This window comes from Proteus sp. TSJ240517, assembly GCF_047921575.1.
In the GTDB taxonomy this organism is placed as follows: Bacteria; Pseudomonadota; Gammaproteobacteria; order Enterobacterales; family Enterobacteriaceae; genus Proteus.
The window spans coordinates 136,486-156,660 of sequence record NZ_JBLRMH010000011.1 but is presented as its reverse complement, the minus strand read 5'-3'; the positions used below and the strand labels follow the sequence as shown (position 1 = coordinate 156,660).

21 protein-coding genes are annotated in these 20,175 nt (G+C 31.5%); 11 read left to right on the top strand and 10 right to left on the bottom strand.

Translation table 11 applies throughout. The features are described 5' to 3' along the window. Positions 1-43 precede the first annotated feature (43 nt). Positions 44-496, bottom strand: coding sequence for a multidrug/biocide efflux PACE transporter (locus ACNARN_RS17305; protein ID WP_198620684.1), 453 nt, complete (start codon positions 494-496; stop codon positions 44-46). Positions 497-597: 101 nt separating this feature from the next. Between ACNARN_RS17305 and ACNARN_RS17300 the strand changes: the two genes are divergently transcribed. Beyond that, positions 598-1,470 carry a LysR family transcriptional regulator gene (locus ACNARN_RS17300; RefSeq protein ID WP_198626515.1) on the top strand — a complete coding sequence of 291 codons (873 nt, stop codon included), beginning with the start codon at positions 598-600 and terminating at the stop codon, positions 1,468-1,470. Between the two features lie 75 nt (positions 1,471-1,545). Here ACNARN_RS17300 and ACNARN_RS17295 read toward each other — a convergent pair whose 3' ends face one another. Both ACNARN_RS17295 and ACNARN_RS17290 read right to left on the bottom strand, forming a co-directional pair. Then, on the bottom strand, positions 1,546-1,884 hold the full coding sequence (locus ACNARN_RS17295) for a DUF1869 domain-containing protein (RefSeq protein WP_198626516.1): 339 nt from the start codon (positions 1,882-1,884) through the stop codon (positions 1,546-1,548). A 10-nt stretch (positions 1,885-1,894) separates the two neighbouring features. Then, positions 1,895-2,227: a DUF1971 domain-containing protein gene (locus ACNARN_RS17290; protein WP_196533083.1), complete on the bottom strand. Its 333-nt coding sequence runs from the start codon at positions 2,225-2,227 to the stop codon at positions 1,895-1,897. A gap of 370 nt (positions 2,228-2,597) precedes the next feature. Between ACNARN_RS17290 and cbpA the strand changes: the two genes are divergently transcribed. The 3 genes from cbpA to ACNARN_RS17275 all read left to right on the top strand — a co-directional run bounded on the left by cbpA (position 2,598) and on the right by ACNARN_RS17275 (position 5,400). Beyond that, a complete protein-coding gene (gene cbpA / locus ACNARN_RS17285) occupies positions 2,598-3,539 on the top strand; it encodes a curved DNA-binding protein (protein ID WP_109372797.1) in 942 nt (313 codons plus the stop codon). After that, positions 3,539-3,844, top strand: a complete 306-nt coding sequence (cbpM, locus tag ACNARN_RS17280; protein ID WP_023581369.1) for a chaperone modulator CbpM — start codon at positions 3,539-3,541, stop codon at positions 3,842-3,844. Before cbpA ends, cbpM begins: the two co-directional genes overlap by 1 nt. A 287-nt stretch (positions 3,845-4,131) precedes the next feature. Beyond that, positions 4,132-5,400 (top strand): amidohydrolase, encoded by a 1,269-nt coding sequence (locus ACNARN_RS17275; protein WP_416304765.1) that lies wholly within the window; start codon positions 4,132-4,134, stop codon positions 5,398-5,400. Positions 5,401-5,457: 57 nt separating this feature from the next. On the opposite strand, the gene ACNARN_RS17270 is transcribed toward ACNARN_RS17275, so the two are convergent. Further along, positions 5,458-6,390, bottom strand: coding sequence for a LysR family transcriptional regulator (locus ACNARN_RS17270; protein WP_416304764.1), 933 nt, complete (start codon positions 6,388-6,390; stop codon positions 5,458-5,460). Between the two features lie 527 nt (positions 6,391-6,917). Here ACNARN_RS17270 and ACNARN_RS17265 point away from each other — a divergent pair. Beyond that, positions 6,918-8,414 carry a C69 family dipeptidase gene (locus ACNARN_RS17265; RefSeq protein ID WP_198620679.1) on the top strand — a complete coding sequence of 499 codons (1,497 nt, stop codon included), beginning with the start codon at positions 6,918-6,920 and terminating at the stop codon, positions 8,412-8,414. Between the two features lie 79 nt (positions 8,415-8,493). Here ACNARN_RS17265 and ACNARN_RS17260 read toward each other — a convergent pair whose 3' ends face one another. Next, the gene (locus tag ACNARN_RS17260; RefSeq protein WP_198620678.1) at positions 8,494-9,390 is read right to left on the bottom strand and encodes an AraC family transcriptional regulator; all 897 of its coding nucleotides are present in this window, start codon (positions 9,388-9,390) and stop codon (positions 8,494-8,496) included. A gap of 380 nt (positions 9,391-9,770) precedes the next feature. On the opposite strand from ACNARN_RS17260, the gene ACNARN_RS17255 reads away from it, so the two are divergent. The 4 genes from ACNARN_RS17255 to lpxL all read left to right on the top strand — a co-directional run bounded on the left by ACNARN_RS17255 (position 9,771) and on the right by lpxL (position 13,388). Continuing rightward, positions 9,771-10,103 (top strand): MliC family protein, encoded by a 333-nt coding sequence (locus tag ACNARN_RS17255; protein ID WP_196573675.1) that lies wholly within the window; start codon positions 9,771-9,773, stop codon positions 10,101-10,103. 439 nt (positions 10,104-10,542) lie between these two features. After that, a complete protein-coding gene (locus tag ACNARN_RS17250) occupies positions 10,543-11,400 on the top strand; it encodes an alpha/beta fold hydrolase (RefSeq protein ID WP_198620693.1) in 858 nt (285 codons plus the stop codon). Positions 11,401-11,796: 396 nt separating this feature from the next. Continuing rightward, positions 11,797-12,009: an RNA chaperone/antiterminator CspA gene (cspA, locus tag ACNARN_RS17245; RefSeq protein WP_006537332.1), complete on the top strand. Its 213-nt coding sequence runs from the start codon at positions 11,797-11,799 to the stop codon at positions 12,007-12,009. Positions 12,010-12,458: 449 nt separating this feature from the next. Continuing rightward, complete coding sequence (gene lpxL, locus ACNARN_RS17240; RefSeq protein ID WP_198626520.1) at positions 12,459-13,388, top strand: LpxL/LpxP family Kdo(2)-lipid IV(A) lauroyl/palmitoleoyl acyltransferase; 930 nt, start codon at positions 12,459-12,461, stop codon at positions 13,386-13,388. Positions 13,389-13,814: 426 nt separating this feature from the next. On the opposite strand, the gene ACNARN_RS17235 is transcribed toward lpxL, so the two are convergent. From ACNARN_RS17235 to ACNARN_RS17225, 3 genes are all read right to left on the bottom strand, one after another. Next, entirely contained in the window at positions 13,815-14,126 is a 312-nt protein-coding gene (locus ACNARN_RS17235; protein WP_196533092.1) for a hypothetical protein, read from the bottom strand. Positions 14,127-15,186: 1,060 nt separating this feature from the next. Then, positions 15,187-16,608 (bottom strand): SMI1/KNR4 family protein, encoded by a 1,422-nt coding sequence (locus ACNARN_RS17230; protein ID WP_198626521.1) that lies wholly within the window; start codon positions 16,606-16,608, stop codon positions 15,187-15,189. 387 nt (positions 16,609-16,995) lie between these two features. Further along, complete coding sequence (locus ACNARN_RS17225; protein WP_167392491.1) at positions 16,996-17,157, bottom strand: hypothetical protein; 162 nt, start codon at positions 17,155-17,157, stop codon at positions 16,996-16,998. Positions 17,158-17,378: 221 nt separating this feature from the next. Here ACNARN_RS17225 and ACNARN_RS17220 point away from each other — a divergent pair, with 221 nt between their 5' ends. Both ACNARN_RS17220 and ACNARN_RS17215 read left to right on the top strand, forming a co-directional pair. Beyond that, positions 17,379-18,314 (top strand): 5'-nucleotidase, encoded by a 936-nt coding sequence (locus tag ACNARN_RS17220; RefSeq protein ID WP_198626523.1) that lies wholly within the window; start codon positions 17,379-17,381, stop codon positions 18,312-18,314. 222 nt (positions 18,315-18,536) lie between these two features. Next, positions 18,537-18,716: a hypothetical protein gene (locus ACNARN_RS17215; RefSeq protein ID WP_088493237.1), complete on the top strand. Its 180-nt coding sequence runs from the start codon at positions 18,537-18,539 to the stop codon at positions 18,714-18,716. Positions 18,717-18,859: 143 nt separating this feature from the next. On the opposite strand, the gene ACNARN_RS17210 is transcribed toward ACNARN_RS17215, so the two are convergent. Both ACNARN_RS17210 and ACNARN_RS17205 read right to left on the bottom strand, forming a co-directional pair. After that, positions 18,860-19,375, bottom strand: a complete 516-nt coding sequence (locus ACNARN_RS17210) for a DUF1543 domain-containing protein (RefSeq protein WP_198620673.1) — start codon at positions 19,373-19,375, stop codon at positions 18,860-18,862. A 201-nt stretch (positions 19,376-19,576) separates the two neighbouring features. Beyond that, positions 19,577-20,095, bottom strand: coding sequence for a ClbS/DfsB family four-helix bundle protein (locus ACNARN_RS17205; RefSeq protein ID WP_416304763.1), 519 nt, complete (start codon positions 20,093-20,095; stop codon positions 19,577-19,579). Between the last annotated feature and the right edge of the window lie 80 nt (positions 20,096-20,175).

Here is a 20,175-nt window from a genome sequence, read left to right as displayed (position 1 = left end):
ATAAAAAACACCTAATGATAGCTCAAAAGGTGTTTTCGAGTAATTATTGACGTGCAGTAATGCGTTTCTCTTTACGATTAAACCAATTTTCACGCAATTTATCGTAACTAAGATTAAATGCATATGTATAAAAAAGGAAAAAGGCAAAGAAGCCGACTTCCAATAAGAATGCGTTCCACAGTGACATATTTAATAAAAATGCCAATATTGGTAAACCAATGATCACAAAACTTAATTCAAATCCAATGGCATGCATGACTCGTATTTTTGTTGGTCTTGAGCCTTTGATTAAAGGCCAATAGCGGTCAAAAATCATGTTATAAAATAAATTCAATAACATAGCTAATGTTGATAAAACAATAGCAACGGTTCCCATTTGAAAAATTGAGCGACCCAAAATCCATGCACTAAGTGGCGCTGTTATTGTGATGGCTATCACTTCAAATGAAACAGCGTGAAAAACGCGCTCAGTAAATGTTTTTTGATATTGGCTCATATCCCACCTCAAATTAATTGTTTAGCAAAAAAACAGATGCAATTATTAGTGATTTTTTGTATATATACAAAATAGGAGCCATCGAAAAAACCGATACCATAATGAACTATTCCATAGAAACTTTGCGTACATTTGTTGAAGCCGCATCACTGAAATCATTTTCTGCTGCTGCTCGAAAATTAAATAAAAGTCAGTCTACAGTGAGTAGCACAATTACAGGATTTGAAGATGATATGGGCTTTGAATTATTTGAACGAAAGGGGAGAGAATCAACGCTAACCTTTGCAGGGAAAAAAGTACTAAGCTTAGTTGAAGATATATTAGCGGCAGATGAACGATTACAGGCATTAAGAATAGAGCTATCACCAGAAATGGAGCCTCGTTTAAGTTGCGTTTTTTCTGATATGTATCAACCCCCTTATTCTGAGCAACTCTTAAAAATTCTAGATAAAGAATTTCCTCATATTGAGTTTGAGTTTCTTGTCGCTGAAAATGATGATGTCATTAATATGCTACAAAATAACCAGGCACATATCGGTATGATGGAATCACGAATAGAATATCCAGCCGATATTGCTTTTGCCCGTTTACCCGTAAGTGGTGAGTTAGGATTATATGCACATAAAACTCACCCACTTGCGAAAGAAAAGCAAATTAGCTATCAACATTTAACCATGCATCGTCAATTACGGCTAAGTAGTCGTGCTCAATTTGTCATCAATAGTGAAAAAAATTGGCTGGCACCTAACTATTTATTGATACTTGAAATGGCAGAGCAAGAAATGGGATGGGCAATATTACCCACTTGGTTAGTTGAGCAATTTGGGCATGACTTACTAGTCAGTCTGAATTATGACCAGTTTCCGAAAAAAATAGATATCGATTTAGTTTGGTCGAGAAATAATCCACCAGGAAAAGCAGGATATTGGATGATTGATAAATTGTTGAAAAATAATATTCAATCTTCTCGATAAAAATTAGGGAATCAATCACCTTCATTAGCAATAATGAAGGTGATATTAGTTCATTATTATCTTAATAATATTGACTTACCAACCACAGACATTTGTTTCTTCATCCATATCATAACCACGTACAATATTGATAAGATCTTTTACCATTAGGCTCGACATCTCGGCATCTAATAAATCAGCCCAAAAGCTTTCTTTATTGACAGAAACACCATTATTTTTATTTGTTAATGCTAAGGTAAGTTCTTGCGAATCAATATTTACTTTACTTTTTAACTCATCAACTAAGAGTAAAACTTCTTGAGTTGCAACATCTGGAATATACAGAATTTTAGGATTAAGAAAGATTTTTTGGGATTTATTTCGGCCATCAGCACTAATCAATTCTAATAAATAGCCTTTGTTTTCATTTTCCATAATCAACCTTTTAACCTTCAGCAAGTATTTTAGGATCGACATAAAAATCGACGTTAAAAACAGTATCTTGAGTTTTAGCTTCTATTTTGTGCCACGTCTCTGGTGGAAATACACCAAATTCACCGGCATTAATCACTAGAGTTTCTGTTGGCTCAGGGCTGAATTCATCTGCATAGGCGTAATAAATAATCGTACCTTGCATGACCGATAATTTAGGATAAACCCCTTGGCGCGTTCCTTTATCTAAATGTCTTTCCCAAATTGATTTAGGGGCAGTGTCTTTCGTCCAAAGTGGCGTAGCACGTACATGAATATAGTGAGTAGGGATAATAATTCTTTCCATTTTACCGCCCTAGAAAACGTGAATAGATTGATTTTTATACTTTTTATCTTGATTAAAAAGAAAAATCGCAGTTGATAACGTAGTAAATTATTATGCGTTAAATAAAATCTACCTCTTATAATGAGGTATTTCAAATGCAATTTAATAAGAATATACAACGATATTATTCATTTTTTATCTAAGATATTGTTTTATTTTGTTAAATTAATTTTTAATATTTAAACTATTTTTTATTTTAAGCCTATTTTTTAGGCTGCAAACACGGTTTTTCGTGGGAATTTACTCATCAACATAGTTTCTTTGTTCTATAATTGATCAAGTCTAGGATATTAATATTTAATTCATTATTTAACATAATTGAGATATCACTATGGAATTAAAGGATTATTACGCCATTATGGGTGTTAAATCTACGGATGATATTAAAACGATTAAGACAGCTTATCGTCGTTTAGCAAAAAAATATCATCCTGACGTGAGTAAAGAGCCTGATGCAGAAGAGCGTTTTAAAGAAATTGCTCAAGCATGGGAAATATTAGGTGATGAGCAACGTAGAGCAGAATACGATGAACTTTGGGCACATCGCAACGATCCTAAATTTAGACAATTTACGCAACAGCAATCAAATACAAATCAAGAACGTTTTAACCAAGAAGATTTTGACGATTTTTATGCTTCATTTTTTGGTCAACATTCTCCCTTTGAAGGCCGTCGAGCTCAACAGGCGCCTAAACAGCGTGGGCATGATTTAGAAATAGAATTAGCTGTTTTTCTGGAAGAATCACAGGAAGAGCATAAGCGCACAATAAGTTACCACTTACCTGTTTATAATGTCTTCGGTATTTTGGAAAAAGAAATTCCTAAAACACTGAATGTTAAAATTCCCGCAGGTGTTATTGATGGGCAACGTATTCGCTTAAAAGGGCAAGGTACTTCGGGTGAAAATGGAGGCGAAAATGGTGATTTATGGTTAACTATTCGTATTGCACCTCATCCTCTATTTGATATTAAAGGCCATGATTTAGAAATAGTTGTTCCTGTAGCTCCTTGGGAAGCTGCATTAGGTGCAAAAATTCCTATACCTACAATAAAAGAAAAAATCTTGTTAACTATTCCGGCGGGAAGTCAGGCAGGACAAAAGCTACGTATTAAGGGAAAAGGGTTAGTTAGCAAAAAGGTCAGCGGTGATTTATATGCAATTTTAAAAATTGTGATGCCACCTAAACCCGATGAAAAGATACGCGAATTATGGCAACAAATTGCAGATAGCCAGACCGATTATAATCCACGTAAAGACTGGGAGAATAAATAATGGGTCAATTAACAACAACAGTATTTACTGTCACTGAGTTTTGTCATCATACGGGAATATCAAATGATGAGCTCAAAGAGTTTGTAGCACTTGGTGTGATCGAACCGCTAGAAATTGAAACTCAGGAGTGGTTTTTCGATGATAATGCTATTGTGGTGACACATCGTGCATTAAAACTTCATAAAGAACTCGCATTAGATTGGCATGGTATCGCCATAGCACTGACTTTATTAGATGAAAATGAACAGTTAAAACAAGAAAATAAGCAATTACGTCAGCAGTTAATGCGTTTTATAAATGAATAAAGATCAATAAAATAGCCACTAAATGAGTTAAAGATTTTTAGTGGCTATTTTTATGCCACAGTTTTATTGTTAACTCACTACTTTAAAACACTTTATTTATTGATTTTAATAATTATTTTCCCTCCGTGGCCTTCTCTAATTTCTAAAACTACCATGCTATATAAATGAACAAAATAGCGATGTGATCACACATATACCCATAATCATTAGGTTATTATTATCATAATAAAAAAATTATTGAATGCTACCTTTTTCATAAGATATTTATCTTTCGTAAGGGAAAAATAATGAAGTCGATCCAAACCAATAAATTAATAGAATGGCGTAGAACGTTTCACCAGTTTCCAGAAATTGGCTGGACTGAATTTGTAACGACAGGCACGATCATCAGCATATTGAGAGAGATGAATATTGAGGTAAAAACGGGGCCTCATATTATTTGTCGAGAAAGCATTTTAGGTAGAGATGAAAAATTAGTTAATGAAGCTATTAAAATAGCTGAAGAAAAAGGGATCAGCACCGAGTTATTAGTTGAAATGGATGGTTTAACAGGGTGTATGGCAATTATTGATACAGAAATTCCGGGGCCTACATTTACTTTTCGTTTCGATATTGATTGTGTTTATGTCCAAGAGTCAAATGATGATTCTCATCTACCTAATAAGCAGGGATTTGCTTCATGTCGCTCTGGATTAATGCATGCATGTGGTCATGATGGGCACACTGCGGTAGGACTTGGCTTAGCACATTGGTTAAAACAGAATATTCACGCTTTACGTGGGAAATATAAATTAATATTCCAACCCGCAGAAGAAGGAGTGAGAGGTGCAAGAGCAATCAGTGATAGTGGAATATTAGATGATACCGATTATTTTATGGGGATGCATATTGGATGTAATTTGAAAAAAGGTGAAATAGCACTCGATCCTTTTGATTTCCTTTGTACTACTAAATTAGATATTTCTTTAAAAGGTAAAGCCTCTGATGCCACGGATGAGCCTGAAAAAGGAAATAATGCTTTAGCTGGGGCATGTTTTTTAGTTAATGAAATATTAGCCATACCAAGACATGGTAAAGGTATGACAAGAGTGAATGTTGGCACTTTAATTGCGGGTGAAAATCGTAGCCTTATTCCTAGTTCCGCGAAAATGCAATTAGAAGTTCGAGGACAAGATGCCGAAATAACGCAATATTTGTTTGATAATATAAAAAGATATGTCGATGCTACCGCAGTTGCTTATCAATTAGACACAAAAATAGAAATTACTGGTGAAGCAACAAACTTCAGAAATGATCCGGAAATGATAAACATCATGCAAGGTGCTATTAATTCACACCCAGAATTAGTCAATATCACATTACCTTTAGGGGGAAGTGAGGATGTTTCATTAATGGTAAGAAGAGTACAAGAGAAAGGGGGAAAAGCGATATTCTTTTTGGTGGGTGCCGACCAAAGTGATGGGCATCATAAAGAAAAATTTGATATCAATGAAGAAGCACTTTCCATCGGCTTAACACTTTTTACTGAAGGTATCCTCTCTATCCTTAATATGTAAAAATAATAAGAAGGTCTATTCTATTTACCTATATTACATAGAATAAGACCTTAATGTTTATTTAATTGGAGTTGAAAATAAAGAGGCTTCTGGTTGATGCTCTTTAATAAACTCAATATAGAGCTGTGTCTCATGCTCGGTTTTTTTCGAGGTGAAAAAAAAGATATTACTCGTAATAGTGGGTGTGAATTCTCGATAAACAATATCTTCTGTTTCAATAATAGGAAATGAATTAATTAAACTCACTCCTAACCCATTTTTTACAAATGTCATTGCTGTGTTTTGATCAGAAACTTCAGCAATAATATTGGGGTTAGATTTTGATTTATTGAGTGCTCGATCAATAACTGTACGGCCAATATTATTTTTAACTAAAGCAATAAAAGATTGTTCATGTAAATCATCAGGTGTAATGATATTTTTTGTGCATAGCTCATGTGCTTTAGGGATTGCACAAATAATTTGAGTTTCTCTCATCGGAATTTGAATCAAATTATAATTGCTATTAATGGTCATATTATCAGTAATAACAATATCAGCTTGTTCTTTTGCAATTAAAGAAAGTAGTTGCTCACTTCTAGATATTTCTAAGTGGACATTAATTTGATATGTTTTGATAAACAGAGCAGTGACCTGATTGATAAAACCATAGGCTAATGTTGGTGGAACTAGAATTCTTAGACTCCGTTTTTTTTCTTGATGATGAAAATGGCTTAATCGGCTGAAAGATTCAGCGATATTGGCGATTTCTTCATAAAGCAATAAGGCATCAGAGTTTGGTATTAATTTATTATTTTCACGAGTGAATAACTTTTTACCACAACGTTTCTCGATCTGATTTAATGTCTGGCTTACCGCTGGTTGAGAAATACCTAGCTGCTCAGCTGCATTAGTGACACTTCCCTGATCAATCACGGTTTGTATAATTTCAAGGTCACGTAAAGTTGCCCATCCTCCTGACCAAGAAGTTCTTTTTATATTAATTGCCATTGTGTTTTTTGTTTTAGTCAGTTTATCTTGTGTTAGATTATACAGTTAATAAGTTGATTATTAAATAATAGCGATGATAGAAAATTTATAGAGCAAAAAGATAAGGATAACTCATATAAAACCTCTTGTTAGGGTATTACAGATGCTTTTATTTATCGCAATATAAAACAATTAACAAAGGTTGTTATGGTATGCAATATATCGTTATTATCTTTAATATCAAAAACTGTTTTTATAAATAACGTAATTTTTAATCACATAATAAAAGGTTGTTAATAACAAATTATTTTTCTTTTTATTTGTATTTTAAATGAATCTTTTAATAAATCTTATTAATATTAATATGATGCATGTAATTAATGTTTTTATTTTAAAATATAATGGTCATTGAGATATAAATCACGGAAACCCACGCTTTTTCATTGTTAATATTTTGCATCAAATTATCTATCTGGTTTTTTATTTTGACTCTAAAAAGATACTTAATTGATCTACAAATTATAAATAACAAGCAAATGGGGAGTTTTATGTCTTTATTCAAAAAGGGTATTATTGCCTTATCCGTTAATATTGCATTAGTTTCTTCAGCTTTAGCCTGTACAACGTTGTTAGCAGGAAGTGAAGCAACAAATGATGGTTCGTTGATTATTGCTCGTAGCGCAGATAGTGATGCATTAAAAGCACAACATTTTGTTATTCATCCTGCTAAAACGAATCAAACGGGTATTTACAGTACCAAAGAACATAACGGTGCTAATAATTTTACATATCCATTACCTAAGAATTCATTACGCTATACCACTGTACCGAATTGGAAAACACAACTTCACGGTGCAACAGGATTTAATGAACTGGGGGTGGGTGTCAGTGGTACTGAATCTATTTTTGCTTCACCTAAAGCACTCTCTTTTGATCCCTATGTTGAAGAAACTGGGATAACTGAAGATGATATTCCAGATGTCCTGCTTTCAAGAGCAAAAACAGCTCGTGAAGCCGTGGAATTATTAGGTAGTATTATTGAAAAGCAAGGTGCTGGCGAAGGATTTGGTGTTGCTGTTGTTGATAAAAATGAGCTTTGGTATTTAGAAACTGGAACTGGACATCATTGGATCGCACAAAAATTACCTAAAGATAAATACTTTGCAACAGGAAACCAAGGTCGATTACAACACTATGATATTAATAGTAATGATGTTTTAGGCTCTAAAAATCTCGTGGAATTTGCTGTTGAAAAAGGGCTTTATAATCCTGAAAAAGAAGGGGCATTTAATTTTTCAAAAGCTTATACACGAGATGACGAACGAGATCGTACTTATAATGATCCGCGAGTATGGATTATCCAGCAACAATTTAATCCATCATTAAAACAAGCTGTGGATGATGGTCGTAATTTCGCACCTTTATTAACACCAGAGAAAAAAGTATCTGTTGAAGAAGCTAAAGCGATGTTACGTAATCACTTTGAAGGAACAGAGCACGACCCATATACCAATGGATTAAATGGTAAAGAGCCATGGCGCCCAATTAGTGTATTTAGAACTTATGAAGCGCATGTCATGCAAGTCCGTCCAGAACTTCCTCAAGAAATAGGAGAAGTCACTTATGTAGGATTAGGTATGGCGGATTTAACTGCATTTGTTCCGTATTACAGTGGATTAAAAGCTTATCCGCAACATTATGGAATAGGAAGCAATCAAGCAGACAATGATTCTATTTACTGGAAATATCGTAAGTTACAAACATTAGTAATGACAGATTATCCAAAACTCGCACCAATAGTGAAAAAAGCTTATCAAGAGTGGGAAGCAAAAACCGCATTAGAGCAAAAAGAAATGGAAGCTAAATATCTCACTATGGTGAAAACAGATAAAGCTGGTGCAGATAAAATGCTTAATGAATTTAATCTACGAGTCATGGCAGATGCTGAAAAATTAACTGAAAACTTAATGAATGAATTGTTTACAGTAAGAACAAAAGATATTCAAGACGATATTTTCTTTGCTAATAAGTCTAAGAAAGATTGATAGAAGAGAAGTATTTTAGATATCTATTTTAATAGAAAGATCCCAATTTTATTGGGATCTTTTTTGTAGATAAAACTTATTAAAGAACAGGAATATAGTAGCTAATTTTTTGTAAGTATTGTTCACTTTGTTCAAGTAATTTATCGTAACTCATAGATTTTTTCAGCGTATATTGTTCAATATCAGGGCCAGGCCTACGTAATAAATTCATTTTTGGTAATACTTTAGTATATACCGTGTAAATAATATCATCGTAACCTGTTAATGAGTCTAAAATTTCATCCATATCAAAAGTAATTGCCAAGTAATTACCACTAGGTAATTCTAATTGTGACATTGACGATAGATTAGATGTTGTTGATAATTTTTCTTTATCAACGGCGGTACTATAAATGTACATCGTATCTTCTAATGTACTCGCAGATGCTCGATGCATTGCATATAGCTCTGTGGGTATTGTATGTACGTCCTTTAAAAATTTACGCCAAAATTCTTTTCTAAATTTTTTCTTGTCTGAATTCCACGTTGAAACAGGTTTGTTGTATTGGTGAGACATACCTACTAATTTTAATGAAGGAAAGGTAACGACTTCATATTTAGCGCTAAGTTCAACTGTTTCTAGTGCAGGGAAAATCAGCTCACTAATATCCCAACCCGGCTTTTTTCTGTATTCGGAAGGCGTAATATTAAACTGTTTTTTAAATGCACGACAAAATGTTTGTTGAGAGTCAAACCGATATTTCAATGAAATATCAAGCAGGCTACAACGCGTTATGCGTAAAGCATAAGCACCGCAAGATAAACGGCGGGCGAGTATGTATTTTCCTAAAGATATTCCTGTATATGCTTTAAATAAACGCTGAAAATGCCATTTTGTATAACCTGATTTTTCAGCAACAATATCCAGTGACAAGCTTGAATCAAGATTTTGCTCAATCCAAACAATAATATCTTTAACAACATTCTCTTGAAGCATGAATATTCCTATTCTTTTTCTCTATCGATATTTTTCAATAAGATCGACTTAATTTATTGAACTACAATAAATTTATATGTTCTAGGATAGTAGCATATCGTATAGTGATAATTACACTGAATAAAGTAAAATAGACAGATATTAATGTAAAGTTATGTATTGTAATTTGTTTTAATTAAAACTAATTTTAATTAAAAGGTTGCATTTTAACTCACTCATCAATGATTGATGACTTTTTATTAAAGTTAATCTTAAATTAAAATATTCATATATATTTTTAGTCTTAAAAAAATGCGGAGGTATCCTATTTTATATTTAAAAGATAAAGCCTAGCCTAAATTCATTAGCAAAGTCTTACTTGGTTATTTTAGGAGATGTAAATGAATAAGTTGTTTTCTATTTCTGCTATTGCATTAGTTTCTTCATTAATAACAGCTCCTGCTTTGGCAGCTAAAACGGATACTTATAACTGTGAAGGCCAAAAAATCAGGGTTTCTTTCCCTACTGAACAGCTAGCTGTTATGTATTACAGCGATGAAATTATTGTTTTAAAAGAAGCTATTGCGGCTAGTGGTGCTCGTTATGTTGGTGAAAATTTCCAAATTTGGGGTAAAGGCAAAGGTGAGTTTAATTTAGCAACGATTTCAGAAGATGATGCAGTTAATGGACGTGTTGCTGAAGATAAAGGACGTACTTGTAAATTAGTAAAATAACGTAGAAATGAGTCATAAATAAAAAAGATTAAATAAATATAGTAAAAATTGAAAATAAAAACGATTAGTATCGATAAAATAATAACGCATTTTTTATCACACAAATAAATTGGTCATAGGAAATAAATCAGTTATAAAGATAATCTTATTGTGATTTTCGCTGTGGTGATCAATGGTAGGACTCTTACCTATTACGGCTAATTTGATTATACTAATAGAGAGTAGTATGAAATCTACTCATTTTTATTTTTTTAAAACGAAAAATAAATTTAGGTTTATCCACTTATCTGCAACGAAACAAAATTTATTGCGAGTTTATATGAAATCTTACCCTTAGCTAGTCTCAACATTAATTTTTAAAAGCAAAACTTAAAAATAGACATTGCTGTGCAAATTGGCAGGTAATGTGTTATCAAAAATTAATAAAAGACAAAATTTAATGAAAATTAAAAACTCAAGAAAATATAATGTATCATTACCAGATAATAGAATTTTAACGTGGTATGAATCAGGTCCAGAGCAAGGTAAGCCAGTATTATTTTGTACCGGTGCAGGTATGAGTGGTTTATTAGGAGTCGAAGTTGACCTTTTAAATAAGCTTAATATTCGGTTGATTACACCCACTCGCCCTGGATTAGGCGATTCCACCTTTGATCCTCAAAAGTCGTTAAAATCTTTTTCTAAAGATATTTTATTTTTATTAGATCATCTTCGTATTAAAAATATTAATGTAATGGGGTTTTCACAAGGTGCTGTTTTTGCTATGGCTCTTTGTGTTTATTGCCATGTTGATAAATTACTTATTGTCGCAGGACAAGATCAATTTGACTATCTAGATACACAAAATAAGCTAACAGATGATGTTGTTAATATGCAACGTCAAGCTGTTGGATCACCAGATTCGTTAACTAGTTGGATTAAGCAAAATATAACAGCCAAGTGGTTAATGGATTTTATTCTAAATTACAGTGCCGATGTTGATTTGGCTATTTATAAATCAATTGATTTTCTCCCAGTTTATCAAGAATGTATGGTAAAAGCCTTTAAACAAGGCAATGATGGATATACTCAAGATTTGCTGATTACTATGCAACCTTGGGGATTTTCACCTGAAGAAATAAAGACACCAACAACCTTATGGTATGGTATGAAAGATACCAGTACAGTTCATTCTCCAGACTTTGGGGATTTATTATTTCAACGTTTTCCTAATGCTGAGCGGCATTTATGGCCAGAAGAAGGCGGTTCACTTCTATGGACGAAAACAGAAGAAATTTTATTAGAACTAGCTGATTAAGGTGATGTAGTACATTAATGATAGAGTAGATACTGGTTATCTTAAAAAAATAACAGTATCTACTTTTTTATTTATGTTCTTAAATTAAAATAATGAGATAGGTAAAATAGATAATTATTTTTATCTTATAATTATTTTCTAATTTGACGGGTGAAAAGTTTTTTTAAAATAAAGATGAAAATAATTTGCTATAAAACGAATTATATGACTTAATAGCGCCACTGGTTTGGAAGTACAGACCTATTTATGTTAGTGCAGTTTTAAGTAGTTCACCGTTTAGCGTTATCCCTGATACCTCTTCGTTGCGAATTCCTTCAAATAGTGACCATAAGTAAAAATCCGAAATCAAACCGCAAACAATGCCTTATGGCATAATAATTAATTAAAGGAAATCTTATGTCTAATACAATGACTGGTACAGTAAAATGGTTTAACGATGATAAAGGTTTTGGCTTTATCACTCCTAAAGACGGTAGCAAAGACGTATTCGTACACTTTTCAGCGATCCAAAGCGATAGCTTCAAATCTCTGAAAGAAGGTCAAGAAGTTTCATTTTCTATCGAAAATGGCGCTAAAGGCCCAGCAGCAGCGAACGTAATCGCTCTGTAATTTACTGTATATATTGCTTAATGCAATATGGATACAAGTAAGATCTAAAAAACCTCACTTCGGTGGGGTTTTTTTATATCAATTTATAGTATTATTTAAATTTGAAGTATATTTATTAAAGCGTATAAAAAATAGTTTTATTAAAGTTATGTAAGTATTTAATGTAAATTATTTAAAATTCTATGAAGTTATTTACTTTAATGCCTAATAATTTTTACAGATAAATAAATTAATGGAGAAATTAATTCTTATAATGGCAAAATAAAGGCATTAAGACATTGCCTTCTCAATCAAAAGAAAGAAAAAAACTTTATTAGAATAAAAAATATCAGATAAATCATAAAAATAATTTAAGATAAAATTAAATTAATATTTAGTGACTTATCTTAAACAATTGCTGTCTAATTTAATGTGGCTTAAATGCTTTTTAGTTCCTAAAGGACAAACTTGTGTACGCTAAAAATGTTTTCTCATTGCATCTATTACATCCAAAATATATCTTAACTTGGTTTGGTGTCTTTATTCTTTTTTTATTAGTACAACTTCCTTATGCTTGGTTACTTTTTTTAGGTAAACATCTTGGGGTGTTATCTCGTTTCTTTGTCAAAAGAAGAGTCTCGATCATAAAGAAAAATTTAGAATTATGTTTCCCTAATAAAGATGAAAATGAAATTAACAAGCTTGTTATGGATAATTTATCGTCACTAGGTGTCGCATTATTTGAAACGGGCATGGCGTGGTTTTGGAGTGACCGCCGATTAAAAAATCTCTTTGAAGTACAAGGGATCTCCAATTTTACTGATGCAAATGATAAAAAAGCTGGAATTTTATTAATTGGTATCCACTCTATGTCTCTAGAGCTGGGTGGGCGCATTATGGGGCTTTGTTTTCCTGTGAATGCGATGTATAGACCACATAATAATAAAGCGATGGAGTTTATTCAAACTAAAGCAAGATGCCGTTCAGATAAGGGCATGATAGATAGACGCAACTTAAAGTTTATGGTTATGGAGTTAAAAAAAGGGAAGGCAATTTGGTTTGCTCCTGACCAAGATTTTGGTTTAAAAGGTACAACATTTTCTCCATTCTTTTCTGTTGAAAAAACATCAACTTCAAAAGGAGTTGCTATATTAGCAAAACTATCAGGGGCACCTTCTTTAACTGTTACTTTGGTCAGAAATGAAAATCAGAAAGGTAAAAAATACAGTTTAATCATTGGTAAAGAATTGATTAATTATCCTTCTGAAGATATTCAAAATGACACAGATAGAATGAATAAGTTGATTGAAACCGAAATTATGCGAGCACCAGATCAATATTTATGGGCTCACCGCCGTTTTAAAACTCGACCAGCAGGTGAAGCCAGTTTTTATAATTAATTATGAATATATTATATAAAAAAAGACCAACACATGATGTGTTGGTCACAGTAAATACTGGAAGCAATGTGAGCAATGTCGTTGTGAAAAACCAAGTAAAATACTCAACTATTCACAAGGTAAAAGATAATCATTATCATTTTAGTTGTCAACCCCAATATTTGTATGGATTTGGAAGATAAAGATAGGGGATACAAAGCAAAGATAAGAAGATAAAAATTTTTATAAATAAGTTAAAACAGAGTTAGCAGATATAGAAATAAACTATATCTGCCTAATATATTATAACCATAATAGAGAATACCATTTATATAATAATGAATTCTAACTCTTGGAAAATATATACTCGTTATTTAATAATAAATATTATTTCTATTTGATAGAATTTAATGTTTATTAAAAATATAGGATTTTAAATTTACTATATTAATTGTATACGATATCCATTATTCCTACATTTTCTTTGATCCAATTTATGCTCATTGAACCTTTATTTTCACCTAATTGAGCATTAAACATTTTATTGGGTTCGATTTTATGTAAAGTTTCTTCCATTTCAGTTCCATTCCAACAATTTGCTTTAAAAGTATTTCCTACTGAGTCGGTCATACAATTCCCCTCTACAATTGAACCTGTAAATGTAATTGTTCCTGAACCGATTACTTTATTATTATTTGCCATAGTTGGAGCTGATAATAAAAGTGCTAAACAAGTTCCGATAATAAAATTCTTTTTCATTTTATATTCCTCAAATATTCTTTCTTTGGTTAATTCTTGATTTGTTTTTCTGTGTACGATGAATAAATATCTTTTCGTATCGAGTTGATGGAAGAAATATTAGAGGAAAAAAATATATCAATCTGTAAAAAATCTTGATAGTTAATGACAGGTAAATAAAGATTTATGAATGAATTTATGATTTTCTCAGCACATAATCATTAATATAAATTGATTGTTATTTATGTAATTACTTGAAATTTAAGGGTAAAATTTATTTTTGATTATTTTTGATTATTTTTGTTAATAAGTTAACTTTTTTTGAAATTAGTTAAGTTACTTAATTTTTTAGTGATACATTTTGTCGTTAAAATAGAAAACTTATAAAATGAGTAATTTCAGAGTTCAAAAATATTTGTCAAAGCATTACAAAGAAATGGTTATTAAGAATAAAAAACTATCTTTATTCGATGGCTTTTAAATAGATAAGATAGAACTTGATATTGAAGGGAAGCAAATTATAGGTAATTGTCCATTGCAAAAAATATAACAGGCATAATATGTTTGCGCTATGGGGAAAAAACAGGAAAGCACGTTTAGTTTGAAAATAGTGAGAGTTTAGCGATTGAGCATCTTAAGAGGATAATTGAGATAAAAAAATCCCCGCACGAGGCGGGGGAAAAATTAAATATCTATCAGTGATGAAATACTGAAACCAATAGTAAGGGAAAAAAAGATATCAATCTGTAACAAACTTTAAAAAGAAATAATAAGAATAAAGTGCAGAATTGAAATAATTTTCTGAAAAAATAAATTTTTTTTGATTTTTTCTATTTAATTATTTGATTTTATTTAATTTTAATTTTCACTTAACAGTGAGGCTAAATGATATAAACTAAAACCATCTTAGTTTAACTATAAAGTTTACATACATTTAGTTGAAAATTTTGATAATTTACTTCGTTGGTTAGAATAACAATATGTTTATTTATAATGAGATTGGAATTAAAAATAGACAATAATAAGATTTTATTATTGTCTATTTAAAAAAATTAAAGAAAAATGTATATTTATCTGTTAGTTACCATTTTGTTACATCAATTTCATTGTTCTGATATGCCTTCGCAATATAAGAAGAGATATTGTTGCGTATATAAGGATTTTTTTCTTTGGGATACATTTTCCAAGCTTGTTGTAAATAAGGTAACAACTCACTATCGATGTAATTTGAGCTCGATAATGCCTGAATTGCACCTAAGCAGATCTCTTCATTTTCAGAGATTGCGAGTTCATAAAATGCTGATGTTTTATCTTTTAAATTAATATCATGAGAAGCTGCATAAATTGCACTTCTTATTATTTCTACGCTTGAGTGAGTAAAGAAGGGTTGGAAATCTTCAACTAAAACAGCTTTTAATTCGGCCAAAGAGTAACCGATAAAACGCAATGTATCTTCGCTATTCGTTACTTTAAGAATTGGGAAAAGGTTATCTTTGAAAAGAGAACATTGATCTCTATATTTAAAGTAAATAATAGGAATAACAATGTCTGTTTTTTCATCAAATGGAGCAACTAAAGCTTGCTGAATATAGGGCAATGCTTGTTCTTTAAAATAAGAGGCTAAAACATTTAACGAAACTTTATATAACTCAATATCTTCAGTTTGCAGTTGTTGTTCTAGAAAATATAAACTGCTGTTGGATAATTCAGGTAACTTAGTTAATGAGTTGATAGCACTAATTTTTTTCGTAATATCTTTATTATTTTTGGCAAAATGAAGTAACGTTTCTTCATTACCTCCCATTCGATGACCAAACCAGCTTGTATCATAGCCTAAAATCACTTCATCTAACCAACGTTCGTACCACTGTGTAAATGAAGTTTCATAGGAAAATATGTAAGGAGTATCTGAATTAACCCAATCAGATGTATATAAAATATGACCTTTATATTTACCATTGACCACTAATAAAAGATCGTATTCACATCCACAAGTACCTAAATAAAGTGTACCTTGATGAACTTTATCGCAAATAATATCAAAGTCTTCATCACTACAGTCTTCGGGGACATGACAAAGTGCTTTCCACTCATCAATATTCATTTTAGGTTTAAGTAAGCAGGGTAATGCACAATTTTGTACACCATTTCTATCTATTGCGTCATCAAAAGCATATAGGCCATAGTAAGGGCCTGCACCACCATAAGAGCCTGTACCACCATTGCCAATTTGAGTTACAAAGGCGATATAATCTTCGGGAAATTCACATCCAGCCTTTGCTTGTAGCTGGTTAACTTTCTCTATTGAGAGTGGAGAGCTTAGTTGATATTTATGATTGTCAGCACCAAACTCCTTATATTCATGATCAATACTAGTTGCTAGTACTAATTTCTTACGGATACGCTCGATAGGATTATCTGCATATTTTTTATTAAGTTGTTCCCATTGCTGCTCTGCTGTTAGCTCTTCATTTTTTCCAATGATGGTGGAAATAAAACCCATAATTTAAAATCCCTATTGATGATATGGTTTAATTATAACGTGGTGATTTCATGATCCTTTTTAGATAGTGATAACCAAATACAATATTACTATCTTGCGTTAGATTCACTATAAGCTATTTTAGTTTTAACAAGATAATAGTATTTTGAAGGAAAGTATGTTCTCCATTTAGGGTTAAATGGGTTATGGAATAATACAGATAAAAAAAGACCAACGCTAGGAGAGTTGGTCAATAAATACTAGAAGCAATGTGAGCAATGTCGTTGTGAGAAACTGAGCAAAATACTCAACTATTCACGAGGTAAAAGATAATCATTATCATTTAATGTGTCAACCCTAAGAAAGTTGCGGTTATTATTTATTCACACTAAAAGTCAATAAATTATCTTACTTTATAGAAACTAAAGTTGGAATTTTATTATTAATAACAACAAGATCACTACTTTCTGATTTAGTATTTATCGTATTCTTAACAGCATTCATTTTTTTCATTTTATTGACTAAATCTTTAAAATGTTGAGAGCGTAAATGTATCGTTTTCTTAACCATGAATTTTCTCCTTATGAATTGTAGTCATAACAATAATAAGGATATTATTTAAATGCAAATGATAATCAATGTTATTTAGAGTGTGTGATTTGATGGTAAAGTGCTTATGTTCAGGTAAATACTACGATTTTATCTGCTTCTTTGTATAAGTTTTCTTATCTTTGCTCTCTTAAAAGAGTGATATTATGAATAATAAAAGGAACTAACAGAGGATTTTGGCGATGGCATATGATTTAACGAAGCGATTAGTCATAGGGCTTTCCTCTAGTGCATTATTTGATTTAGAAGAATCAGATAATATTTTTCGCACACAAGGAGAGGAAGCTTATCGAAAATATCAACATAAAATGCAGGATGTACCTCTAAATAAAGGTGTTGCATTTCCTTTTATTAGCCGGCTTTTGAAGCTAAATAATATTAGACCTGACGATCCACTCGTTGAAGTTATTTTGTTATCTAGAAATGATCCCGATACTGGATTAAGAGTGATGAATTCTATTGAACATTATAATCTAGGGATCACCCGAGCCGTATTTCTTCAAGGAAAATCACCTCATATTTATATTCCAGCATTTGATATTGAGTTATTTTTATCTGCTGATCATGACGATGTTTTACAAGCAATTAATGCAAATTATCCAGCAGGACAGATATTAGAAGGCCATGTTAATGATGATGATGCCGATGAATTAAGAATTGCGTTCGACTTTGATGGTGTGATCGCTGATGATGAAGCAGAAGTTATTTATAAAACTTCAGGGGAGTTATCTCAATTTCACAAGCATGAAGCTAAAATGGTTGATGTTCCTCATAATCCTGGACCATTAAAGAAATTTTTACTGCGTATTTCTGATATTCAAAAATTAGAATTAGAAAAAGTAAAACAAGATCCTACATATATTCCATTGCTTAAGATCTCTATTGTTACTGCGCGTAATGCACCATCTCATAAACGTGTTATTAATACGATGAGAACGTGGGGAATTTCTGTTAATGAAGCCTTTTTTATGGGGGGAGTAGAGAAAGCCAATGTTTTGAGAATTCTAAAACCTCATATATTCTTTGATGATCAAAAACTGCATTTAAAATCATCATCTGAATTACCTTCTGTCCATATTCCTTTTGGAATAGCAAATAGAAAAATAGATAATAAATAATAAGTATTTAATTATTGAGTGTCTGATATATAGCATACACTCAATTTTTATTTTGTCTAATTATGTTTTTCCTTTAATTTAAATAATAACTTTATTATAAACTGGATCTATTTTATAAAAGTAGTATGGTAGGTATTAAATAACTACTAAAAATTATAAATGATAAATATTTATAATTAATTTCAAGAGGTCTTAAGTTTAATTTAAAGAAGGAAAATTGAAGTGGATAATAATCATAGATTTTTTTCTGACGAAGTGTGCCCTAAAACTGCATTATATGGTCAATTTTATGGTGATAATCACTATGCTGGCCGAGATTATGAGCGGAAAATATATTATGGAAATAAATTCCCAAAAACTAAAAAAGGTTTTTATTTTAAGAAATTAATGAATTTTAAATAATAGCAATAATAAGCAAGTAATATGTGATCATTTTAAATGTAGATATCAATATTTTTTAAATTGATATATATTTAAAAACAAGTTGATGATTGCGTAACTTATGAAATTTACTACGCTGAAAAATAACAGCGCAGTAAAAATTATTATTGAGTCTTTTCAATACCAATAGGTTGATAACCTTGCCATAAAGGTTTGAAATGTTCACCCGAATTATTTGGTATTAGATGAATGTAAAAATTACCGATTTTGCTTAATAAAGTGCAATCATCAACATCTTTTAAATTGTCTTTATGTTGTTGCAGACTATTTACTAAAAGGGTCGCAATAGCCTTCTCTTTAGCTTCATTCGCTGATTTAGCAACAAATAAATCAAATTCATGCAATTCAGCTAGATTTGATGGATGATAGCCTCCCACATTAACAAAATATAAATTATCGTTACTATCGCTAGGTTTATCACTAAGAGTGATATTAAACCCATCAACCCAAGTGATTTCTGCATAACCATCAATATGTACTTTGTCTTTATCTCCAAACCATGCTTCTCTTAACGCAGGCCAAGCATCTGTAGGTTTTTCTGCCACAACAAATTGGATATCGTGAACTTCAATATTTGACTTACCGGCATTACCACCAATGTAGAACATAAATAACTTCATTGCTTTTCCAACTTTTTATTTTGTTATCGATATGTAATTTATTATATATCCATTTGAGGAGAAAGTGTAAAATGAGACGATAGATAAGATCATGGGCGTGAATGTTGAGTATTAGTGCTTAATCATAATTAGAGAAAACCTTCCTTATAGTTATAAGGGCAATCTGTTCTTAAATACTGCGTGTAATTTTGACGCTAATACTTACTTTAAATTGATTTTATTATTTCTTGCCCACTTTTTTAATCTCCCATTAGCGTTGGCATAAGGTGAAGATGTGTTAAATGAGATCATTCGACCCATCGTCCATTTTGTGTACCATGGTTTACCATACAAAATATCATCAGTTCGCTCATCAATAAGTGCCACAATTTCATTTTTTACAGCCCGAAGTTCAGCTATTAACGAGTCATAATTTAACTCACTGTAATCTGAGTAAAATTTTTGAGCAAGAAGACCAAGTTGGTTCCATTTATAACCAGTGTCTGGAAAATCGATAGGTAAACCTTTGGCATCAGATGTGATCCATTTTACAACAAGAGAATTCCATCCGAGCAAATACGAAACAAGATCACGAACACTCATCTTGGTTCCTTTGGCGTGCCCATCCATTGAGCGCTCCGAAGTAGTTTCTATCGGGATTGCATCAAGATAACTAATTAATTTATTGAAATTTTTATCAATAGCTAAAAGTAGTTCAACTTTTGTTTGCGGTACACTCATAAGAACTTCCATCTAATTAGAAGAGAAAGAGCATAAAGGGCTGTGTAGTGTTTAAAAATATATTATGTACTATCCACCAT

What these genes read in the sequence shown, in the direction of transcription:
- ACNARN_RS17305 (WP_198620684.1), bottom strand. Translation starts at nt 496, where the DNA reads ATGAGCCAATATCAAAAAACATTTACTGAGCGCGTTTTTCACGCTGTT.
- ACNARN_RS17300 (WP_198626515.1), top strand. Translation starts at nt 598, where the DNA reads ATGAACTATTCCATAGAAACTTTGCGTACATTTGTTGAAGCCGCATCA.
- ACNARN_RS17295 (WP_198626516.1), bottom strand. Translation starts at nt 1,884, where the DNA reads ATGGAAAATGAAAACAAAGGCTATTTATTAGAATTGATTAGTGCTGAT.
- ACNARN_RS17290 (WP_196533083.1), bottom strand. Translation starts at nt 2,227, where the DNA reads ATGGAAAGAATTATTATCCCTACTCACTATATTCATGTACGTGCTACG.
- cbpA (WP_109372797.1), top strand. Translation starts at nt 2,598, where the DNA reads ATGGAATTAAAGGATTATTACGCCATTATGGGTGTTAAATCTACGGAT.
- cbpM (WP_023581369.1), top strand. Translation starts at nt 3,539, where the DNA reads ATGGGTCAATTAACAACAACAGTATTTACTGTCACTGAGTTTTGTCAT.
- ACNARN_RS17275 (WP_416304765.1), top strand. Translation starts at nt 4,132, where the DNA reads ATGAAGTCGATCCAAACCAATAAATTAATAGAATGGCGTAGAACGTTT.
- ACNARN_RS17270 (WP_416304764.1), bottom strand. Translation starts at nt 6,390, where the DNA reads ATGGCAATTAATATAAAAAGAACTTCTTGGTCAGGAGGATGGGCAACT.
- ACNARN_RS17265 (WP_198620679.1), top strand. Translation starts at nt 6,918, where the DNA reads ATGTCTTTATTCAAAAAGGGTATTATTGCCTTATCCGTTAATATTGCA.
- ACNARN_RS17260 (WP_198620678.1), bottom strand. Translation starts at nt 9,390, where the DNA reads ATGCTTCAAGAGAATGTTGTTAAAGATATTATTGTTTGGATTGAGCAA.
- ACNARN_RS17255 (WP_196573675.1), top strand. Translation starts at nt 9,771, where the DNA reads ATGAATAAGTTGTTTTCTATTTCTGCTATTGCATTAGTTTCTTCATTA.
- ACNARN_RS17250 (WP_198620693.1), top strand. Translation starts at nt 10,543, where the DNA reads ATGAAAATTAAAAACTCAAGAAAATATAATGTATCATTACCAGATAAT.
- cspA (WP_006537332.1), top strand. Translation starts at nt 11,797, where the DNA reads ATGTCTAATACAATGACTGGTACAGTAAAATGGTTTAACGATGATAAA.
- ACNARN_RS17235 (WP_196533092.1), bottom strand. Translation starts at nt 14,126, where the DNA reads ATGAAAAAGAATTTTATTATCGGAACTTGTTTAGCACTTTTATTATCA.
- ACNARN_RS17230 (WP_198626521.1), bottom strand. Translation starts at nt 16,608, where the DNA reads ATGGGTTTTATTTCCACCATCATTGGAAAAAATGAAGAGCTAACAGCA.
- ACNARN_RS17225 (WP_167392491.1), bottom strand. Translation starts at nt 17,157, where the DNA reads ATGGTTAAGAAAACGATACATTTACGCTCTCAACATTTTAAAGATTTA.
- ACNARN_RS17220 (WP_198626523.1), top strand. Translation starts at nt 17,379, where the DNA reads ATGGCATATGATTTAACGAAGCGATTAGTCATAGGGCTTTCCTCTAGT.
- ACNARN_RS17210 (WP_198620673.1), bottom strand. Translation starts at nt 19,375, where the DNA reads ATGAAGTTATTTATGTTCTACATTGGTGGTAATGCCGGTAAGTCAAAT.
- ACNARN_RS17205 (WP_416304763.1), bottom strand. Translation starts at nt 20,095, where the DNA reads ATGAGTGTACCGCAAACAAAAGTTGAACTACTTTTAGCTATTGATAAA.